Raw genomic sequence first — 13557 nt, 5'->3', positions numbered from 1 at the left:
CTGCCGGCGATGTTGACCAAACTGGTTTCATTTGTAACCATCGAAAATGTAACTATCAACGGCCGCGCGGCATCCCGGGAGCGCTTCATGGAACCGGATATCCTCGAGTTGGAAAGCTTCCTGCCCTACAGACTCTATCGGTTGGCGGATACCGTCAGCCGCGAATTTTCGCGCATCTACAAAGAGCGCCACGGTCTGACGCGACCGGAATGGCGCACGCTGTCGGGGCTTGGCGAGCGGGGCACGATGACGGCGACCGAACTCGGTGAACAGTCGGCCATGCACAAGACGAAGGTGTCGCGCGCGGTGGCGGAGTTGGAACGGCGGCGGTGGTTGACGCGGACGCCGGATGAGAATGATCGCCGCGTAGAGCGCCTGGCGCTGACCAAGACGGGTTTAGCCGCCTATCGCGAGATGGTGCCGCTGGCGAAGGCGTTTGAAAGGGAGTTGCTGGGGAAGCTGAGTGTGGAGGAGCGCGCGGCGATTGCCAGGGGGGTGGCGGCGCTGGAAGAGGCTTTGGAGAGAAAGTAGATGAGAGGCCGGCGGGACAGCGCCCCCCTCTGTCCTGCCGGACATCTCCCCCTCTTGGGGGGAGATTGGCAGCTTTGGCGACGGCGCTCGTCTTGCAACGTCCGCGATTGGCGAAGGCCGATGTGACGGCTGATCTCCCTCCTTGAGGGGGAGATGTCCGGCAGGACAGAGAGGGGGGCGAAGGAACTCGACATCTCTCCAGAGGCTCTCACCAATCCATCACAACCTTCCCAGAACTCCCACTCCTCATCGCATCGAACCCCACCTGGAAATCGTCAATCCCGATGCGATGGGTGATCAGCCCCGAGACATCCAGCGGGCCTTGCACCAGGGCGATCATCTTGTACCAGGTCTCGAACATCTCGCGGCCGTAGATGCCTTTGAGATGCAGCATCTTGAAGATGACCTTGTTCCAGTCGATCTCGAAGCCGGTCGGCGCGATGCCGAGGATGGCGATCTTGCCGCCATTGTTCATAGTGTCGATCATGTCGCGAAAGGCAGGGGCCGCGCCTGACATCTCCAGCCCGACGTCGAAACCCTCGCTCATGCCGATCGACGGCATCACATCGCGCAGCTTTTTCTTCGAGGCGTCGACGACATGCTGGACACCGAGTTTTCGCGCCAGATCCAGCCGGACCGGGTTGATATCGGTGATGACGACCTTTCGCGCGCCGACGCATTGCGCCACCAGCGCACCCATGATGCCGATCGGCCCGGCGCCGGTGACCAGCACGTCCTCGCCGACCAGATCAAAGGACAAGGCTGTGTGCACGGCATTGCCCAGCGGATCGAAGATAGCGGCGATCTCGTCCGGCACATCGTCGGGGATCGGCACGACATTGTGCTGTGGGATCGCCAGATACTCGCCGAAGGCGCCGGGACGGTTGACGCCGACGCCGAGCGTGTTGCGGCAGAGATGCCCTCGCCCGGCGCGGCAGTTGCGGCAATGGCCGCAGACGATGTGGCCTTCGCCCGACACGCGCTGGCCGACCTTGTATTCGGTGACCGCGGAGCCGAAATCAGCGACCGTGCCGGCGAATTCGTGGCCCGTCACCATCGGCACGGGCACCGTCTTCTGCGCCCACTGGTCCCAATTGTAGATATGGACGTCGGTGCCGCAGATCGCGGTCTTCTTGACCTTGATCAGCACGTCGTTGGGGCCGATCTCCGGCACCGGCACCTCTTCCATCCAGATGCCCGGCTCGGCCTTGGCCTTCACCAGCGCCTTCATCATGTTCGACATCAGACGCTCCTCAAAAATCTTGCCTGTCTTGATGGGATCGGTTTCATCAGTGCGCCGCCTCCAGAATGTTCTTCAGCCTGAGCAAGTCTCGATTGGTCGAACGCCGAACGGCCAGGGCGATAAACGGCGCCACAAGACGGGAAAAGCCTGTCGGGGTACCGCGGTTCCGGAGCGCCATATGGGTAGCGCCTTCTCGGGTATCGCGCCATGCATAACTCGTTTCCATGGGAAACGGTCCTTCGGCGGTTCGCATCACCAGCCGCTCGCCCTGCACGAGATCGACAATTTCGTAGGTGTAAACAAGCCGCCGTCCGAGGAACTGCGCTACGAATGCAATTCTCGATCCTACCTGAACCGGTCGGGGCGTCTTCCATTCGACCGATTTGATATTGACGTACCAGCGGGGCACGTTGTCCGGATCGGCGGAAAAGGCGGCGACGACCGCGCGGGGCCTGGCGATCTCGATCCTGCTCGTGACATCGATCGTCATGGCCGACTTCTGTTTTCCTCGGCGTGGGTCAAGCGATTACACCCAGTTCTTTTCCCACGTCGCCGAAGGCCGCGACGGCCCTGTCGATGTCGGCGCTGGAATGGGCGGCAGACATCTGCGTGCGGATGCGCGCCTGGCCCTTCGGCACCACCGGAAAGGAGAAACCGATGACATAGATGCCGCGCTTCAGCATGCGCTGCGCCATCTCCTGCGCCAGTGCCGCATCGCCCAGCATCACCGGGATGATCGGATGATCGGCGCCAGCCAGCGTGAAGCCCAGTTTGCCCATGCTGGAACGGAACCGGTCCGCATTGGCATATAGTCGCTCGCGCAACGCGTCGCCATGGCGGATCAGGTCGAAGACCTTGATCGAGGCGCCGGCGATCGCCGGCATCAGCGTGTTGGAGAAGAGATAGGGGCGCGAGCGCTGGCGCAGCCAGTCGACCACCTGGCTTTTGCCCGACGTGTAGCCGCCGGAGGCACCGCCCAGCGCCTTGCCAAGCGTGCCGGTAATGATCTCCACCCTGTCCTCGACGCCGCAATGCTCGGCCGAGCCACGGCCGTTCTTGCCGACGAAGCCGACCGCATGGCTGTCGTCTACCATGACCATGGCGTCGTATTTCTCGGCGAGGTCACAGACCCCCTTGAGATTGGCGATGATGCCGTCCATCGAGAACACGCCGTCGGTGGCGATCAGCCGAAAGCGGCAGTCCTTGGCCTCCTTCAGCCGGGCCTCGAGATCGGCCATGTCGTTGTTGGCGTAGCGGAAACGTTTGGCCTTCGAGAGCCGCACGCCATCGATGATCGAGGCGTGGTTCAGCGCATCCGAGATGATGGCGTCCTCCTCGCCGAGCAGCGTTTCGAACAGGCCGCCATTGGCGTCGAAGCAGGAAGAATAGAGGATGGTATCGTCCATGCCCAGAAAGGAGGAGATGGTCGCCTCGAGCTGCTTGTGTTCCTCCTGCGTGCCGCAAATGAAGCGCACGGAGGCCATGCCGTAGCCGTAGCGGTCGAGCGCGTGCTTTGCCGCGTCGCGCAGATCCGGGCTGTCGGCGAGCCCGAGATAGTTGTTGGCGCAGAAATTCAGCACCTTTTCGCCGCCGACCTCGATCTCGGCGGATTGCATCGAGGAGATCACCCGCTCGGACTTGTAGAGTCCGGCCGATTTCAGCCCTTGAAGCTCGCTATCGATATGGGAAAGGAATGCTTTGCTCATGGTCGGCCCTGTTCGGTTCGAGGCCGGACTGTCGCGCTACGGGCACGAAAAATCCATCGCAAAAGCGACCGCTTCGGTGGCGCTGAGAAAGCCCGGTCGCAATCCCTGCGATGGCGTGGCGGCAATAGGATCAAAAAAGAGATGTGCGAGAAAGGACGTGATAACCATCTTGCGAGCTTTTCCGCGCTGCCGCGATCACCTTGCCGACCCGTTAACCCTTTCAAGTTAATCGTTTTCCCGCCACGAATCCTTGGCAGGTATCCGTCGACCGGAGGGGTCACCCAGTTATGTCGCAGCAGCCAGTGCAGAGCGTTTCGCGCAAGCTGATCCTGCTCATCAAGACCGGCTACTGGCTGGCGCTGACGATTATCGCCGCCATGGTGATCGCCTCCTTCATCCTTCTGCAGCAGTTGATGGCGCAGCAGCAGCATAATGATGCGCTGCTCGACATCGTCCAGACGCAGAAGGCGCTGTCGCAGCGCATCGTCTTCCTGGCCAGCGCCACGGGTGCTGCCTCGCGCGACAAGCAGCCGGCGCTGGTGACCGCGCTCAAGCAGGCGACCGGCGAGTTCGAAACCAATTACGACCGGCTGCTCACCGAGACCGGCGCCGACCCGCTGTCGCCGGCGCGCAACGATCCCAAATCGATCGAATACGTGCTGTTCAGCAAGCCGTTCCATCTCGACTATTTCTCCGTCGGTCTGGTGGCCAACGGAGAGCGACTGGCCTCGTCCTTCGGATCCCAACTCGGCATGCAAAGCGATGGCTACAAGGGCGGCACCGAGCGCGCCGGCCTCGACGCCTCCCTCGCCAATGCGACCTTGTCCGGCTATGCCGCGCTCGGCCAGCGCATCAGCGCCTTTGCAGACGAACGCTCCGGTCAATTGCTCAACCTGCACCGCACCCTTTTCTTTGCCACCCTTGGCGTCATCGTGCTGGTCGCGTTGTTCATTTTCCGGCCGATGTCCAACGCCATCCTGCGCAAGACACGCGAGCTGGTCGACGCGCGCAACTCGATGGCCTTCATCGCCGTGCATGACGGCCTGACCGGGCTGCACAACCGCACCTTCCTTACCGACCATTTCGAAACGCTGATCAAAGGCGCTCACCGCCGCCGCGAGCGCCTGGCGGTGATCCAGCTCGATCTCGACCGCTTCAAGCAGATCAACGACACGCTTGGCCATGCCGCCGGCGACTACGTGCTGGTGGTGACCGCGCAGCGCATGCGCGATTCCTGCCGCGCGTCGGATCTGTGCGCGCGGCTTGGCGGCGACGAGTTCGTCATGATCCTCAACGGCGCCGGCAGCACCGAGGACATCCATGCGCTGGCCAAGCGCATCCTCGGCGAGATCAACGAGCCGATCACGTTCCAGGGCACGACCATCATGCCCGGCGCCAGCGCCGGCATCGCCGTCTATCCGGTCGACGCCGACAACGCGCAGGACCTGCTCGTCCATGCCGATCTCGCGCTTTATTCCGCCAAGAAGCTCGGCGGCGGCAACTTCTCCTTCTTCTCCGAGGAACTGCGCCGCGAGCTAGACTACCGCAAGCAGCTCGAACAGGACATCCGCACGGCGATCGCCAACAAGAGTTTTGAGGTCTATTTCCAGCCGCAGGTATCGCTGACCAGCGGCAAGATCAGCGGCATCGAGGCGCTGGTGCGTTGGAAACACGCGACGCGCGGTATGATCTCGCCCGGCGAATTCATTCCCGTCGCCGAAAAATGCGGCTTCATGCCGGATGTCGGCCGCATCGTTATCGCCAAAGCGATCGAGGAAGCCGCCGAATGGAACCGCGCCGGCATCGATTTCGGGCGCATCGCCGTCAATGTCTCGGGCACGGAGCTGCGCGAGCTCGATTTCGACGCCTTCTTGTTCGGCACGCTGGAGCGGGCAGGGCTGCCCCCACAGAAGCTGGCGCTGGAGATCGTGGAATCCGTCATCCTCGATGACGAGAAGACCGGGATCGCCGCCAAGCTGCGCCACATCCGCGCCGCCGGCGTGCATCTCGAGCTTGACGACTTCGGCACCGGCTATGCCTCGCTCAGCCACGTCAACCCCAACGAGATCGACCGGCTCAAGATCGACCGCCGCTTCGTCCAGAACATCAACGAGAACGGCGACAACTCCAAGATCGTGCGCGCCATCACCGAGCTTGCCCGCGGGCTCGGCATCTCGATCGTCGCCGAGGGCGCCGAAACCGAGGCCGAGCTCGACTCGCTGATGGCGATCGGCTGCGACCAGGTGCAAGGCTATTCCATCGCCTTCCCGATGCCGCAGGACAAGGCGCGCGAATGGCTTTTGGCGCGTAGCCCGAAGAAGACGAAGCTGAAGGTGCTGCAGGGCAGCTTGGCCTAAGGTCAGTTGCTATTCGGGTGAGGCCGGCCCGTGAACAGCGGCCTTCTGCGCTTCCTGCGCTCACGTACGTTAAGTACGCTCCGCTCCGGTTCTCGCCGGCCGAAGCCCTCATAAGTGTCTCCGCCCTATGAAGGGTACGGCGACGCTACATCTTCGGCGCGACATCGGACTACGACTGAGGCGGCTGGCGCGCGGCCCCTACAAAAAGCAAGCCGCTATGTTGTAAGCCCTGCGGCGATCGGGATGGGGAAAAAAGCGGGGCGCATTGGGGAAGGCGCCCCGGTAAGCGGAGTTCCGCGCTCTTATTTGGTGCTGTTGCCAGGCCCAGTCGTCGTGGTGGTCGTATCGCAATTGTTACAGTCGAGCTTCCCATTGTTTATCTGACCGCTTGGTCCGGTCGTTGTGGTGGTCGTGGTCGTCCCATTGTCATTGTTTGGCGGGTTCCCGCTATGTCCCTGTTCAGACGTGGTCGTCGTAGTGCTGCCTTTAGGGTCCGCAAGCGCGGGAGCGGAGGCTGCGAATGCAAGTGCCGTCGTGACGATAAGAAGGGTTCTCATGGTTTTCCTCCCTAAGACGCTTTGTACGCCGCATCATTGGAGGCAGGGCCCTCTGTGCCTAATATAAGCATACTCTAATAAAACTTGAGGACAATCTATAATCGGATTATAGGCGCTGGAAGGCCTCCTAGAGGTGAGCAATTTCAAACTGACCCACTACCCAGTGTTCAGCCAACTTGACACGTCGGTTCAGCCATGGCGGCCTGAGAGATCGCAACCGGATCTCGCGGATGCCGCTTCGCCTTATCCTGCCACTGCTGTTGTCGATCGCATGGCCGGCCTTGGCCGCCGATCGCACCATTTACGTCACCTTCGACGACGGTCCGCTGAACGGCACCAGCAACATCCTCGACGTGCTCTTTTGACGGCAAGGCGAAACTGACGGCGTTGATCGCGGCGCTCAAGCTGCGCCACTACGCCTTCGGCGCGATAGCCGGTTACGACTGAGGCGGCTCGGCGTTGCGCCTAAGGGCCGCAAGCACCTGCGTGAATTCGGCGAGCTTGTCATCGGGGATACCAGCCCGCAGACGCTTGTCGAAGGCTACCGCCGCGAGGCGCAACTTTTCGAACAGCGCTTCGCCGGCTTCCGTCAACGCCACCTGATGGACCCTGCGGTTTTCCGGATCGCGGCGGCGTGTCAGCAATCCTTGCGCCTCCATGCCGTTGAGATGATGGGTAAGCGTCGCACCCTGGATGCCGATCATCCCGGCAAGCTCGCGCTGGTTCGCCAGTTCCTTCGACTTGACCGACAGCAAAGTCACCCAGACCGGCAGCGTGCCACCGGCCTCGACCATCGCGGCATCGAAAGCCTGCGCCACCACTTTCGAGGTACGAGCGAGAGTCATGCCGACGGGCGGACGGTCAAACGGTGTCATGACCTGACAGTAGAGCAAAGCGATTGGAACATGAAACCTGGCTTCATGATTGACATCTAACCGTTAGATATCTAACTTTGTCTTATTGATGGCGTCGGCATGCTGCGACGCGCGGCGGCGGCAGAGAGGAATGCGGTCATGCAATATGTCTATATCGTCACCATCGGCCTGCACGTCATGGCCGGCGTGTTCTGGGCCGGCACAACCATTGCGGTTGCCCGCGATCCGGAGATCAAGGCGGAGCGCTTCATCCGGCCGCAGCTCGGCGCCTCCGGCCTGGCGTTCCTGACTGGCATACTGCTCTGGTATTTCTTCCACGAAGGGGCTTTCGGCTCAATGGAGAAGGTGCTGGCGCTGGGCATTTTGACGGCGCTGGTCGCCGCCGGCGTGCAGGGTGCGCTTGTCGCCTCCGCCAGCAGACAGCTGGCCGGCGCAGATCAAGCGAGGCAAACCCAGCTGCGGGCGAAAATGACCAGAGGCGAACGCATTGCCGGCGGGCTGCTGGTTATCACCGTGTTTTGCATGGCGTCTGCCAAGCTGTTTTGAAATCGCACGGCCGGCAAAACCGACCGGGCGCGGCGCGCAACGGACCAAAGCGGCAGGTGGCTCTCCTTGCAAAGGTCCGTTGCGCGTCACAACCCTCAGATCCTGATCCCAAACCGGATCCCGTCATAGATGGCGGCGTGGATGTTGCGCGAGGCGACAGCGTCGCCGATGCGAAACATCACGAAGCCGCCTTCGGCATTGCGAGCGGGGAAGATGTCGCCGCCGCTCACCAGCCGCTCATAGTCGACCGCGCCGCCGTTCTTCGACAGGGGTTTGAGCGACAGATAAAGATCGTCGAGCGGCACGGTGCCGTGCTCGACCACCACCTGGTCGATGCGCCGCTCGCCGCGCCAGCCGTCGGCGAAGTCCGACGCCAGCTCGGCGACGAGCTGGTTGCCCTCGCGGCGAACCGAACGCAGGCGGGTGTTGATGGTGACGGTGACGCCCTTCTCATGGAAGGCGCGCATATAGGGCACGTGGTTCAGGCCGCCCATTTCCGGCGCGAAGAAGCGCTCGGGCGAAACCAATTCCAGCTTCGAGCCACTGTTGGCGATCAGCTCGGCAGCGCCCATGCCCTGATGGCCGCCATTGTCGTCGTAAAGCAGCACGTTCTCGGCCGGCTTGACGCTCCCGGCCATGATGTCCCAGCTCGAGGTGACAAGATTGTCACCGGCCGTCAGCGGCGGGTTCTGCGGCATGCCGCCGGTCGCCACGATCACCACATCCGGCGCCAACGCCAGCACGTCATCCTTCTCGGCCCAGGTGTCGTAGCGGATCTCGACGCCGAGACGGTCGAGCTCGGCCAATCGCCAGTCGATGATGCCGATCAGTTCCTTGCGGCGCGGGTTGTGGGTTGCGAGCCTCACCTGGCCGCCTGCCTGGCTGGAGGCTTCGAGCACAGTCACCTGATGGCCACGCTCGGCCGCCACGCGGGCGGCCTCCAGGCCGCCGGCGCCAGCGCCCACCACCACGACTTTCTTCTTCGGTCCCTCGCTCTTGGCGATGACGTGCGGAATGGTCGCCTCGCGGCCGGTCGCGGCGTTGTGGACGCACAGCGCCTCGCCGCCTTCATAGATGCGGTCGAGACAATAGGTGGCGCCGACGCAAGGCCGGATCTCGTGCTCGCGGCCCTCCATCACTTTGCGGACGATATGCGGATCGGCGATATGCGCGCGGGTCATGCCGACCATGTCGAGCTTGCCGGTGGCGATGGCGTGGCGGGCCGTTGCGACATCGGAAATGCGCGCCGCATGGAAGGTCGGGAATTTCGTCGCCGCCCTCACCTCGCCGGCGAAATCGAGATGCGGCGAGGACCGCATGCCGGCCACCGGGATGACCTTGGTCAGCGACGCGTCGGTCTCGATCGTGCCGCGGATGATGTTGAGAAAATCGACCTTGCCGGATGAGGCCAAGCGCCTGGCGATCTCGACGCCAACTTCCTTCGAGATGCCCTTTTCGACATCCTCGTCGGCGACCATGCGGATGCCGACGATGAATTCTCTACCGACCGCGGCGCGCACGGCGTCGAGCACCATGTCGGTGAAGCGCAGCCGGTTGTCGAGCGAGCCGCCGAACTCGTCGTCGCGATGGTTGGTCAAAGGCGACCAGAAGCCGTCCATCAGATGGCCATAGGATTCGAACTCGATGCCGTCGAGCCCGGCTGCCTGGCAGCGCTGCGCGGCGGAAGCATAGTCGGCGACGATGCGCTCGATATCCCACTCCTCGATGGTCTTCGGGAACGCGCGGTGCGCCGGCTCGCGCACCGGCGAGGCCGAAAGCACCGGCAGCCAGTCGGCCTTGTTCCAGCCCGTGCGGCGGCCGAGATGAGTGATCTGGATCATCACCTTGCAGTCATGCTCATGACAGGCGTCTGCCAGTTCGGCCAACCACGGCACGATACGGTCGTCATAGACATGCAGGTTGCCAAAGGCAGCCGGGCTGTCGCGCGAGACGATCGCCGAGCCCGCCGTCATGGTCAGCGCCATGCCGCCCTTGGCCTTCTCGGCATGGTAGAGCCGGTAGCGCTCCTTCGGCATGCCGTCCTCGGAATAGGCCGGCTCATGGCTCGTCGACATCACCCGGTTCTTCAGCGTCAGGTGCTTGAGCTGATAGGGTTGGAGAAGCGGGTCGTTGCTGGTCATTGTCTTCCTGCCGTTTCAAATTGTGCGGGAGCGGAGCGCTCCCGCTTCCATTTCACGCATCGGATTCATCCGAAAACCGCTGCGCACTTTTCGGTCCGATGCTAATGAGCGGTCAAACGCGCTGCGCCCGAGAGGACTGCAACGCTTCTTTCAACCTTCGTTTCGCGCCCGCCGCATTGAACTGCGCTTCTAACGGCCGGGAGCAAGGAGCCCGCCCATGACCGACGCCAAAAACCTCACCCAGCTCGGCAAGCACGTCGAGACGCCACAGAGCCCCGAACAGGCGGTCCTGGAGACCGTGCCGTTCCAGCGCGGCGACGGCCCGCCGGCGATCGTGCGCTTCACCTGCCCCGAATTCACCTCGCTGTGCCCGGTCACCGGCCAGCCGGATTTCGCGCAAATCGTCATCGACTACGCGCCTGACCGGACCCTGGTGGAATCGAAGTCGCTGAAATTGTTCATGACCTCGTTCCGCAACCACGGCGCCTTCCACGAGGAGTGCACCGTGATGATCGGCCGCCGCATCGTGGAGGCCACGAAACCGCTCTGGCTGCGCGTCGGCGGCTACTGGTTCCCGCGCGGCGGCATTCCGATCGACGTCTTCTGGCAGACCGGCGCGCCGCCCAAGGACGCCTGGCTGCCGGATACTGGCGTTGCGCCCTATCGCGGAAGGGGTTGAGATTTGTTGCGAAAGGCTGGCGGGACAGCGCGCGAAGGAACGCCAGCCCTGATCTTCAATCACCATTATCATTCGCACTGATACTGGCTGAGCGCCCACTCGCCGGTGACCGACAGAAGGTCGGAGACCTTCCAGGCGCCGCCGACCTTCTTCAGCTTCCATTCCAGCCGGTGCTGGTGGCCTTCGACGGCGAAGGCGACGACCACCTTGGCCTCGTCGCCATTGACGGCTTCGATGGTGCGCAGGCTCCGGTCGATGGCGAGCTTGTCATAATCTGCATTGTCGAGCGCCATGTTGGGGTCGAGGCACTCGCCCTGCCCCGAGACGCGTAGCGCATCGCTCTTGTCGAGCACGGTTTTCGCCGGATCGATGAAATTCTTGCGCTGAGAAGGGTCGAGTTCCAACCCGACATGTTCGTAGAACGGCTTCACCACCGCGGTCGGCGATCCGGGCAGGACAGGTGCGACGGGCGCCGGTTCGGCTGGTTTGGTTTCCGGCGCCGCGGCAGGCGGCGACTTGTCGGTCTCGGGCGCTTTGTCGCCTGAAGACGCGTTCGGGGGCGGCGAGCCGAAGAGCGCCTGCGCCGAGACTCCGCCGCTCAGCCCCGCGGCCAGCATCGACAAGCTCGACAGCACGAGGACGGACCAGCGAAGCACGGCGTCACTCCGTCGAGGCGCCGCATTCCAGCGCGCTGAGCTTCCAGTCGCTGGTCTTGGAGGTGATATCGGCGATCTTCCACTTGCCGTCCACTTTCTTCAGCGACCACACCATTTCGCGTTTGGAGTCATCGCCTTCCGGGAAAAGATTGAAGCTTGCCGTCACCTCGGCGGTGTCGCCGTTGACGGCTTCGGTGAGCTTCAGCGTCTTCGACAGGGTCTTCTGGTCGAAATCCTGGGCGTCGAGGCCGGGGTCGAAGTCGATACAGGATACCTCGTCGGGCTTCTCCTTCTGCGCCTTGTCGTTGGCTTCGAACAGCTTGGTCACCGGCTCGGTGAAGCGGTCGCGGTATTTGGCGTCCGCCTCGAACTTCACCTCCGGCACATAGAAGAACTTCACGGTGTTGGAAGCCGGCCCGGCAAGCGCGGCGCCGGGCAAGGCTATCGACATGGCAGCGGCAAGCATTGTCGGCTTCATGCAGGATCTCCGAGGTTCGGTGCGTGGCGGCAAGCTCGCTGCCACGCATCCTGCATACCGGCTTTTTTGCGGCTCATGAAGTCCAGTCGCGCTCAGGCATCCAGCCAGACGTTCTGGAAGTCCATTTCGTAGGTCTGGTGCATCGAATAGTTCTTCACCTTCTTGTTCATGTGGCAGTAGAGCTTCTGCCAGAAGGGCTGGATGATGACGCCGGAATCCTGCAGGATCGCCTCGACATCCTTCATCACCTCCTTGCGCTTGGCGACGTCGATCTGCGACAGCGCATCCTTGAGCTTGGCGTCGAACTCCGGGTTGGAATAGGCTGTCTCGTTCCAGGCCTCGCCGGTGCGGTAGCCGAGCGCCAGCACCTGCACGCCGAGCGGGCGCATGTACCAGATGGTCATGGAATAAGGATATTTCGTCCAGTCGTTCCAGAAGGTCGAGCCGGGCAGCACCGTGCGCTTCACCTTGATGCCGGCGTCGCGCAGCTGGCCGGCAATCGCATCGCCGGTGTTCTTCTGCCATTCGTCCTCGACCGTGATCAGCTCATGCTCGAAATCGGCCTGACCTGCCTCCGCCATCAGCTTCTTGGCGCCGGCGGCGTCGCGCTCCTTCTTGGGCAGCGGGTAGTATTCAGGATGGATCGGGCTGACATGGTGGTTCTCGCCGACCGTGCCGCGGCCATTATAGCCGAGCTGCATCACCTGGTTGTTGTCGACCGCCATCTGCAGCGCGTTGCGCACCCGCTTGTCGTCATAGGGCTTATGCGTGATGTTGGTGCGGGCAACGAGCGTGGTCGCCGTCGCGACCTCCGACTTCACCAGATCCATCTTGTCTAGCGGGTCGATGTAGTCGGCCGGCGTTTCGAAGTCGAGGTCGATCTCGCCGGAATCGAAGGCATTCAGCGTAGCGTTGAAGTCGGTGCCGTAGTCGATGAACTCCACGCCGTCGAGCGGCGCTTCGCCGCCCCACCACTTGCCGTTCTCGCGGCGCTTGACGACCGCCTTCTGACCAACCGAATAGGACACCAGCTCGAAAGCTCCGGTGCCGATCGGCTTCTTGATCGGGTCGGCGCCGTCCTTGTCGAAGTCGCGGTGCACGACCAGGGCCGGATAGTCGGTGAGGCCGGGGATGATGGCGATGTCGGCTTCGTTGAGCTTCAGCTTGACCGTGTGGTCATCGACCTTGGTGATCGCGCCGTCCTTGGCCTTGCCAGTCTTGGCATCGATAAGCGCGCCGACACGAGCCGCCATGGAATTGCCGGACGCCCCCTTCTCGCACCAGCGGTTCAGATTGAAAACCACATCATCGGCGTTGAAGGCATCGCCATTGTTCCAGGTCACGCCCTTGCGCAGGTGCAGCGTGTATTCGGTGGCGTCGTCATTGACGTCCCAGCTTTCGAGCAGCACCGGCTCGAAAGTGAACTGGTGCGTGTAGCGCACCAGCGGTTCCAGCCACGTGCGGGTGACGTTTGCCATCTCCGTCCAGTCATAGGTGCGCGGATCCTTCTGCGCCTTGACCGACATCGCGACATGCAGCGTACCGCCCTTCTTGGGCTCATCGGCAAAGGCCTTGGTCGGCGCGGCAAGGCCGAGCATGCCATAGGCGAAAGCCGTCGATGCACCGAAAGCGCTTGCCAGAGCCAGGAATTCGCGCCGGTCGACACGCCCTGCCCGCGCCTCCTCGGCCATCGCTTCGATAGCGGCCGGAACCCGGTCGCCATTGCTTCTGAACAGTGTCATTCTCTTTCTCCCATTGGTTTGAGCGGGTCTTTTGCCCTTTTGCTTG

Annotated in this window: 14 protein-coding genes; 6 read left to right on the top strand and 8 right to left on the bottom strand. The window is 62.7% G+C overall.

The features are described 5' to 3' along the window. Nucleotides 1-87: 87 nt before the first annotated feature. Nucleotides 88-531, top strand: a complete 444-nt coding sequence (locus tag LB538_RS22000) for a MarR family winged helix-turn-helix transcriptional regulator (protein ID WP_224529342.1) — start codon at nucleotides 88-90, stop codon at nucleotides 529-531. Between the two features lie 208 nt (nucleotides 532-739). Here LB538_RS22000 and tdh read toward each other — a convergent pair whose 3' ends face one another. Genes tdh through LB538_RS21985 form a run of 3 tightly spaced genes read right to left on the bottom strand, consistent with a single transcriptional unit; the run spans nucleotide 740 to nucleotide 3480 of the window. Then, entirely contained in the window at nucleotides 740-1774 is a 1035-nt protein-coding gene (gene tdh / locus LB538_RS21995) for an L-threonine 3-dehydrogenase (RefSeq protein WP_224529090.1), read from the bottom strand. A 46-nt stretch (nucleotides 1775-1820) separates the two neighbouring features. Further along, entirely contained in the window at nucleotides 1821-2264 is a 444-nt protein-coding gene (locus LB538_RS21990; protein WP_224529094.1) for an SRPBCC family protein, read from the bottom strand. Between the two features lie 28 nt (nucleotides 2265-2292). Then, on the bottom strand, nucleotides 2293-3480 hold the full coding sequence (locus LB538_RS21985) for a glycine C-acetyltransferase (protein WP_224529097.1): 1188 nt from the start codon (nucleotides 3478-3480) through the stop codon (nucleotides 2293-2295). Nucleotides 3481-3767: 287 nt separating this feature from the next. Between LB538_RS21985 and LB538_RS21980 the strand changes: the two genes are divergently transcribed. Both LB538_RS21980 and LB538_RS29200 read left to right on the top strand, forming a co-directional pair. Further along, a complete protein-coding gene (locus tag LB538_RS21980) occupies nucleotides 3768-5837 on the top strand; it encodes a putative bifunctional diguanylate cyclase/phosphodiesterase (protein WP_224529099.1) in 2070 nt (689 codons plus the stop codon). 787 nt (nucleotides 5838-6624) lie between these two features. Further along, on the top strand, nucleotides 6625-6759 hold the full coding sequence (locus LB538_RS29200; protein WP_263482482.1) for a hypothetical protein: 135 nt from the start codon (nucleotides 6625-6627) through the stop codon (nucleotides 6757-6759). A 72-nt stretch (nucleotides 6760-6831) separates the two neighbouring features. On the opposite strand, the gene LB538_RS21975 is transcribed toward LB538_RS29200, so the two are convergent. Continuing rightward, the gene (locus tag LB538_RS21975; RefSeq protein WP_224529100.1) at nucleotides 6832-7239 is read right to left on the bottom strand and encodes a MarR family winged helix-turn-helix transcriptional regulator; all 408 of its coding nucleotides are present in this window, start codon (nucleotides 7237-7239) and stop codon (nucleotides 6832-6834) included. Between the two features lie 168 nt (nucleotides 7240-7407). Here LB538_RS21975 and LB538_RS21970 point away from each other — a divergent pair, with 168 nt between their 5' ends. Continuing rightward, nucleotides 7408-7815 (top strand): hypothetical protein, encoded by a 408-nt coding sequence (locus LB538_RS21970; RefSeq protein WP_224529102.1) that lies wholly within the window; start codon nucleotides 7408-7410, stop codon nucleotides 7813-7815. 95 nt (nucleotides 7816-7910) lie between these two features. Here LB538_RS21970 and LB538_RS21965 read toward each other — a convergent pair whose 3' ends face one another. Further along, nucleotides 7911-9956 carry an FAD-dependent oxidoreductase gene (locus tag LB538_RS21965; protein WP_224529104.1) on the bottom strand — a complete coding sequence of 682 codons (2046 nt, stop codon included), beginning with the start codon at nucleotides 9954-9956 and terminating at the stop codon, nucleotides 7911-7913. On the opposite strand from LB538_RS21965, the gene LB538_RS21960 reads away from it, so the two are divergent. Together LB538_RS21960 and queF are read left to right on the top strand one after the other, a co-directional pair. Further along, complete coding sequence (locus LB538_RS21960) at nucleotides 9946-10149, top strand: hypothetical protein (protein WP_140840977.1); 204 nt, start codon at nucleotides 9946-9948, stop codon at nucleotides 10147-10149. The genes LB538_RS21965 and LB538_RS21960 overlap by 11 nt on opposite strands. Before the next feature lie 24 nt (nucleotides 10150-10173). Next, nucleotides 10174-10635, top strand: coding sequence for a preQ(1) synthase (gene queF / locus LB538_RS21955; RefSeq protein ID WP_140840967.1), 462 nt, complete (start codon nucleotides 10174-10176; stop codon nucleotides 10633-10635). 68 nt (nucleotides 10636-10703) lie between these two features. Here the strand turns inward: queF and LB538_RS21950 are convergent, their stop codons facing one another. From LB538_RS21950 to LB538_RS21940, 3 genes are all read right to left on the bottom strand, one after another. Beyond that, a complete protein-coding gene (locus LB538_RS21950) occupies nucleotides 10704-11291 on the bottom strand; it encodes a hypothetical protein (protein WP_224529106.1) in 588 nt (195 codons plus the stop codon). A gap of 4 nt (nucleotides 11292-11295) precedes the next feature. Beyond that, nucleotides 11296-11769: a DUF3828 domain-containing protein gene (locus LB538_RS21945; RefSeq protein ID WP_224529108.1), complete on the bottom strand. Its 474-nt coding sequence runs from the start codon at nucleotides 11767-11769 to the stop codon at nucleotides 11296-11298. Nucleotides 11770-11861: 92 nt separating this feature from the next. Further along, nucleotides 11862-13511 (bottom strand): ABC transporter substrate-binding protein, encoded by a 1650-nt coding sequence (locus LB538_RS21940; RefSeq protein WP_224529110.1) that lies wholly within the window; start codon nucleotides 13509-13511, stop codon nucleotides 11862-11864. Between the last annotated feature and the right edge of the window lie 46 nt (nucleotides 13512-13557).

Source organism: Mesorhizobium sp. Ca11 (genome assembly GCF_020165275.1).
In the GTDB taxonomy this organism is placed as follows: domain Bacteria; phylum Pseudomonadota; class Alphaproteobacteria; order Rhizobiales; family Rhizobiaceae; genus Mesorhizobium.
The sequence above is the reverse complement of the archived record's forward strand: the minus strand, read 5'-3'. Positions and strand labels throughout refer to the sequence as shown.

Coding starts and splice junctions, on each gene's coding strand:
- LB538_RS22000 (WP_224529342.1), top strand. CDS start 88: ATGGAACCGGATATCCTCGAGTTGGAAAGCTTCCTGCCCTACAGACTC.
- LB538_RS21975 (WP_224529100.1), bottom strand. CDS start 7,239: ATGACTCTCGCTCGTACCTCGAAAGTGGTGGCGCAGGCTTTCGATGCC.
- tdh (WP_224529090.1), bottom strand. CDS start 1,774: ATGTCGAACATGATGAAGGCGCTGGTGAAGGCCAAGGCCGAGCCGGGC.
- LB538_RS21965 (WP_224529104.1), bottom strand. CDS start 9,956: ATGACCAGCAACGACCCGCTTCTCCAACCCTATCAGCTCAAGCACCTG.
- LB538_RS29200 (WP_263482482.1), top strand. CDS start 6,625: ATGCCGCTTCGCCTTATCCTGCCACTGCTGTTGTCGATCGCATGGCCG.
- queF (WP_140840967.1), top strand. CDS start 10,174: ATGACCGACGCCAAAAACCTCACCCAGCTCGGCAAGCACGTCGAGACG.
- LB538_RS21980 (WP_224529099.1), top strand. CDS start 3,768: ATGTCGCAGCAGCCAGTGCAGAGCGTTTCGCGCAAGCTGATCCTGCTC.
- LB538_RS21990 (WP_224529094.1), bottom strand. CDS start 2,264: ATGACGATCGATGTCACGAGCAGGATCGAGATCGCCAGGCCCCGCGCG.
- LB538_RS21940 (WP_224529110.1), bottom strand. CDS start 13,511: ATGACACTGTTCAGAAGCAATGGCGACCGGGTTCCGGCCGCTATCGAA.
- LB538_RS21945 (WP_224529108.1), bottom strand. CDS start 11,769: ATGAAGCCGACAATGCTTGCCGCTGCCATGTCGATAGCCTTGCCCGGC.
- LB538_RS21985 (WP_224529097.1), bottom strand. CDS start 3,480: ATGAGCAAAGCATTCCTTTCCCATATCGATAGCGAGCTTCAAGGGCTG.
- LB538_RS21970 (WP_224529102.1), top strand. CDS start 7,408: ATGCAATATGTCTATATCGTCACCATCGGCCTGCACGTCATGGCCGGC.